Annotated in this window: 5 protein-coding genes; all 5 read right to left on the bottom strand. The window is 65.6% G+C overall.

The window, feature by feature from the left end; all coding sequences use genetic code 11:
* Positions 1 to 445 (bottom strand): ATP-binding cassette domain-containing protein (locus DBR23_RS18285; RefSeq protein ID WP_146191369.1); only part of this gene is annotated, 445 nt, incomplete at its 3' end.
* Complete coding sequence (gene ntrB / locus DBR23_RS18290) at positions 435 to 1,304, bottom strand: nitrate ABC transporter permease (protein ID WP_108499164.1); 870 nt, start codon at positions 1,302 to 1,304, stop codon at positions 435 to 437. The genes DBR23_RS18285 and ntrB, both read right to left, overlap by 11 nt.
* Position 1,305: 1 nt before the next feature.
* The gene (locus tag DBR23_RS18295; protein WP_108499165.1) at positions 1,306 to 2,712 is read right to left on the bottom strand and encodes a CmpA/NrtA family ABC transporter substrate-binding protein; all 1,407 of its coding nucleotides are present in this window, start codon (positions 2,710 to 2,712) and stop codon (positions 1,306 to 1,308) included.
* A 146-nt stretch (positions 2,713 to 2,858) separates the two neighbouring features.
* The gene (locus DBR23_RS18300; RefSeq protein ID WP_108499166.1) at positions 2,859 to 3,554 is read right to left on the bottom strand and encodes a response regulator transcription factor; all 696 of its coding nucleotides are present in this window, start codon (positions 3,552 to 3,554) and stop codon (positions 2,859 to 2,861) included.
* Positions 3,551 to 4,759: a PAS domain-containing sensor histidine kinase gene (locus DBR23_RS18305; RefSeq protein ID WP_108499167.1), complete on the bottom strand. Its 1,209-nt coding sequence runs from the start codon at positions 4,757 to 4,759 to the stop codon at positions 3,551 to 3,553. Before DBR23_RS18305 ends, DBR23_RS18300 begins: the two co-directional genes overlap by 4 nt.
* Positions 4,760 to 4,881 lie beyond the last annotated feature (122 nt).

Below are 4,881 nucleotides of genomic sequence, written 5' to 3' on the forward strand. Positions count from 1 at the left end.
CCAGCGCCACGAACTTCTCCACATGCGCATCCACCTGGCTCTTCTTCCAGTCGGGCCAGCGCGACTTCACGGCGAACGCGATGTTCTGGCGCACCGTGAGCCAGGGCATGAGCGCGTGACTCTGGAACACCACGCCCCGGTCCAGACTGGGGCCGGCCACTTCGCGCCCGCCCATGATGACGGTGCCCGAGGTGGCGGTGTCGAGCCCCGCCAGCACGTTCAGGATGGTGGTCTTGCCGCAGCCCGAGTGGCCGATGATGCAGACGAACTCGCCCTTGTCGAGCGTGAACGACACATCGGCAAACACGGGCTTGGCGGGCACAAAGGCTTTGCTCAGCCGGTCGATCTGGAGGAAGCCTTGGGTCACGGCAGAGGCCTTTCGTTGCGGGGCGTCAGTGGCAAGAGGGGCTGGAACAGCCGGGCGCTGGGCGACATCACTCCACATAGGTCACCACCTTCTGCAGCTGGCCGAAGGCCAGGTCGAGCAACATGCCCACCACGCCAATCACCAGGATGGCAAAGATCACGTTGGTGAGCGACAGGTTGTTCCACTCGTTCCACACGAAGTAGCCAATCCCCGTGCCGCCCACCAGCATCTCGGCCGCCACGATCACCAGCCACGCAATGCCCATGCTGATGCGCATGCCCGTGAGGATGGTGGGCGCTGCGGCGGGCAAGATCACCAGGAAGGCCTTGCGCAGCGGGTTGACCTGCAGGGTGGCCGACACGTTGAGCCACTCGCGCTTGACCGATGCCACGCCAAACGCCGTGTTCACCAGCATGGGCCACACCGAGCAGATGAAGATCACGAAGATGCCCGAGATCGATGAGTCCTTGATGGTGTAGAGCGCGAGCGGCATCCACGCCAGCGGGCTGATGGGCTTGAGCACCTGAATGAACGGGTCGAACGCACGGCGCAGCAGCGGCGACATGCCGATGACGAAACCGAGCGGTATCGCCACCAAGCAGGCCAGGCCGAACCCTAGCGCGACCCGGCCCAGCGAATGCGCGAGCTGGATGGCGATGCCCTTGTCGTTGGGGCCGTTGTCATAGAACGGGTTGGACACGTGCCCCCACACGGTACGGCCCATCTCTGCCAGTGTGGGAAAGCCGCTGCCCTTGGCGCTGGCGCCTGGGTCCTTGCCCATCATCTTGGCGTACTCGATCTGCTCGGCGGTCATGCCAGCCGTGCTGTTGCCCGCGCCCGAAGAAGCGGTGGCGATGTACCAGATCCCCAGCAGGGCCAGGAAGATGAGCACGGACAACAGGCCCGCGCGCAGGTTGAGGTTCTTGGCGGGAGTCATGTCATGCCGCCTTGCGGATGGGGAAGCTCTTGGCGTACTCGGCCGCCTTCGCCGCATCGAACTCGCGCCCCATGATCTTGAACTTGGGGTACGCGCCCTCGGGCACCTTCTGGTCCAGCGCCTTCATCTGCTTTTTCGCATCGGTGATGAGGAACACCTTTTCGGCGATCTGCTTGTAGTCCACATCGCCCTTGATGTAGCCCCAGCGCTGCATCTGCGTGAGCATCCACACGGCCATGCTCTGCCAGGGCATGGGGTCGAAGTCCGCGCGGTCCGGCACGTTCTGGATCTTGCCCAGGCCGTCGGCAAACTTGCCGGTGAGCACCTGGTTGAGCACGGCCTCGGGCTGGTTCAGGTAGGCCTGGGGCGCAATCACCTTGGCGATGAGCTCCCGGTTGGCTGGGTCGCGCGCCATCGCGGCCGAGGTGAGCACCGCGCGGTACAGCGCAGCAAAGGTGTTGGGGTTCTTCTGGATGAACTCGGTGCTGGTGCCGAAGGCGCAACAGGGGTGGCCGTTCCACAGGTCCTTGGTGAGCAGGTGGATGAAGCCGACTTCCTCGAACACGGCACGCTGGTTGAAAGGATCGGGGCCGAGGAAGCCGTCGATATTGCCCGCACGCAGATTGGCCACCATCTCTGCGGGTGGCACCACGCGCAGCTGCACGTCGGTGTCGGGGTTCAAACCCGCCTCTGCCAGGTAGTAGCGCAGCAGGAAGTTGTGCATGCTGTACTCGAAGGGGATCGCGAACTTGAAGCCCTTCCAGTTCTTGGGATCGCGGTTGTCCTTGTGCTTGAGGCTGAGCGTGATGGCCTGGCCGTTCACGTTCTGGATGGTGGCCACGTTCATCGGCGTGGCGTTGGAGCCCAGGCCCATGGAGATCGCCAGCGGCATGGGGCTCAGGAAGTGCGTGGCGTCGTACTCCTTGTTGATCATCTTGTCGCGGATCAGTGCCCAGCCGGCCGTCTTGGTGACTTCGACGCTCAGGCCCTGCTTGCTGTAGAAGCCCAGCGGGTGGGCCATGATCAGCGGGGTGGCGCAGGTGATAGGGATGAAGCCGATCTTGAGGTTGGTCTTCTCCAGTGCGCCCTGCTTCTCTTGCGCCATGGCCTGCATGCTGGCCACAGGCAACACGCTCGCGATGGCCGCCATGGCCGTGCCCTTGCCCACCGCCTTGATGAAGCGGCGGCGCACCGCGTCTTGCGGAAACAGCGCCTTGACCAGCGTGGCTTCGATGAACTCGTTGCTGTAGAGCTCGAACTCACGGGTCTCGCTGCGCTGGCGCAGGGTGGCTGCGGCGGCATCGGCCGACACCTCGGTGTGGTGGTCGGCCACCGTGTGGTCGCGGCCACAGCTGCATTTCAGCATCAACGGGCGGTCGGCATCGTAGGGCGAGAAGAATTCGGACATGGCACACCTCGAAGAAGTTGGTGCCAGGCGTTACGCAAAGCGCGGGCCAGTTTTTGCCGGTGTCGGCCCGCTGTCATGAATTCGTGGGTGTGGTGTCTACAGCGTGTAGGGCCAGCACTACAAATCGGTCGTGCAACGCACCGAATTCACTCTGCCGGTGCGCCACGCGCCAGCAGCGCAAGCTCCACATCGTTGCGCGCGCCGGTCTTTTCGAGGATGCGGGCGCGGTAGGTGCTCACCGTGTTGGGCGCGAGCTTGAGCTGCGCACCAATTTCGCTCACGCTCTGCCCGGCAGTGAGCAGGCGGAACACCTGGTGCTCCCGATAGGAGAGCGCGTCCACCCCGGCGGGCGTGCCCTGCTGGGCGGTACGCACCACCCCGGTGCGCTCTAGTGCACCTGCCAGGGCTTGCGCGGTCGCCTCCGTCAGGTAGCGCCCGCCAGCGGCCACCTTGCGCACGGCGGCCACCATGTCGTCGGGATCGGCGCTTTTGTGCAGGTAGCCCGCCGCGCCCATCTGGATGCAGCGCACCGCGTATTGCCGCTCGGGGTAGGTGCTGAGCATCAGCACCGGCAACGCAGGCCAGGCCTTGCGCAGCGCCTGCAGCACTTCGAGGCCGTCCATGCCCGGCATGGCGATGTCCAGCAGCACCAGGTCCAGCCCCGGTGTTCCCGTGGGCCCTTGCAGGGCGGCGACCAGCTCCAGCACCTCGCTGCCCTGGGTGGCCTCGGCGACCACAGTGATCTCGGGCAGGCCATTGGCCGGGTCGCCCAGCACCTGCTTGAGCCCCTCCCGCACGATGCGGTGGTCATCACCGATCAACACCCGAACCACGGAATTCATGACAGCTCCAGAGGAATCAGCAATTGCAGGCACGAGCCCTGCCCCGGCTCGCTGGTGATGCTCAACCGGCCCCCAAGCTGCCGCGCCCGCTCGCGCATGCCCATCACGCCATAGGCGGTGGGCGCCTCCAGGGCCTGGCGGGTGGCGCCCACGCCGTTGTCGCGCACGCGCAGTTGCAGCATCTCGTCCTGCACGTCGATGGCAATGTCGATGGCGCTGGCCTGCGCGTGGCGGCCCACATTGCTCAGCATCTCCTGGAAGATGCGGAACACAGCGATGGCGGCAGGCTCGGGCAAGTGCAAGGTGGCAGGCACCTCCATCTGCCACGCCAGCTCCAGTTCGGCCGACTGCACGAACTCCTGTGCCTGCCACTCCAGCGCCGCCCATAGCCCCTGGTGGTCCAGGATGCTGGGGCGCAGGTCGGTGATGATGCGGCCCACGTTGTCCACGGCGTTTTCGATCAGGCGGCTCATGTTCTGGCACTTGCAGCGCATCTGGGTGCGCATGTCGCCCGCGGCCTCGGGCGTGCGCTCGCCCTGCTCGCCCAGGCGTTTGTGCAGCCAGTTCACATCCATCTTCAGCGCCACCAGCAGGCTGCCCAGCTCGTCATGCACCTCACGGGCGATGCGGGTGCGTTCGTCTTCGCGCACCTGCTCCGAGTAGGCCGACAGCTCGCGCAGCTGCGCCAGCGCCTGCGACAGCTCCTGGGTGCGCGCGGCCACGCGGCGCTCCAGCTCGTCATTGGCACGGGCCAGGTCATCGTGCGCGCGTTGCAGCTCATCGGCAGCACGCTTGCGGCTGGTGATGTCGACAAAGGCGATCACGGCACCCTGCACCTGATCGCCTTCCAAAATGGGGTGGCTCGAATATTCCACGGCAAACGCCGAGCCATCGCGGCGCCAGAACACCTCGGTGTCCACCCGGCAGGGCAAGCCCTGGCGGAACGCGTTGAAGATGGGGCAGTCGCTGTCGGCGTAAGGGCTGCCGTCAGGGTGGCTGTGGTGGGTGAGCGCGTGCATGTTGCGCCCCATCACCTCTTCGGGCGCAAAGCCCAGCATCTGTGCGCCCGCCCGGTTGATGAACACGCAGTTGCCCGCCAGGTCGATGCCAAACACGCCCTCGCCCGTGGACTCCAGCAGCAGCCCCAGGCGGTTTTGCCAGAGGGCACTGGCACCGGCGGGCAGGTTCAGGACGTGGGTGGACATAGGGGTACCCAAGCAATGGCCGTGCCCAGGTGGCGACCATGAACACATCGGGGACTGTGCGCCCGCCCGCCAACATCGCACAATAAGCGGATGCAAACCGTTACCCCGTCCTCCGTGGCCCC

This window comes from Acidovorax sp. HMWF018 (assembly GCF_003061035.1).
GTDB lineage: Bacteria > Pseudomonadota > Gammaproteobacteria > Burkholderiales > Burkholderiaceae_C > Acidovorax > Acidovorax delafieldii.

Excerpts from the sequence above, each read along its gene's own strand:
- ntrB (WP_108499164.1), bottom strand. The coding sequence starts at position 1,304 with ATGACTCCCGCCAAGAACCTCAACCTGCGCGCGGGCCTGTTGTCCGTG.
- DBR23_RS18295 (WP_108499165.1), bottom strand. The coding sequence starts at position 2,712 with ATGTCCGAATTCTTCTCGCCCTACGATGCCGACCGCCCGTTGATGCTG.
- DBR23_RS18300 (WP_108499166.1), bottom strand. The coding sequence starts at position 3,554 with ATGAATTCCGTGGTTCGGGTGTTGATCGGTGATGACCACCGCATCGTG.
- DBR23_RS18305 (WP_108499167.1), bottom strand. The coding sequence starts at position 4,759 with ATGTCCACCCACGTCCTGAACCTGCCCGCCGGTGCCAGTGCCCTCTGG.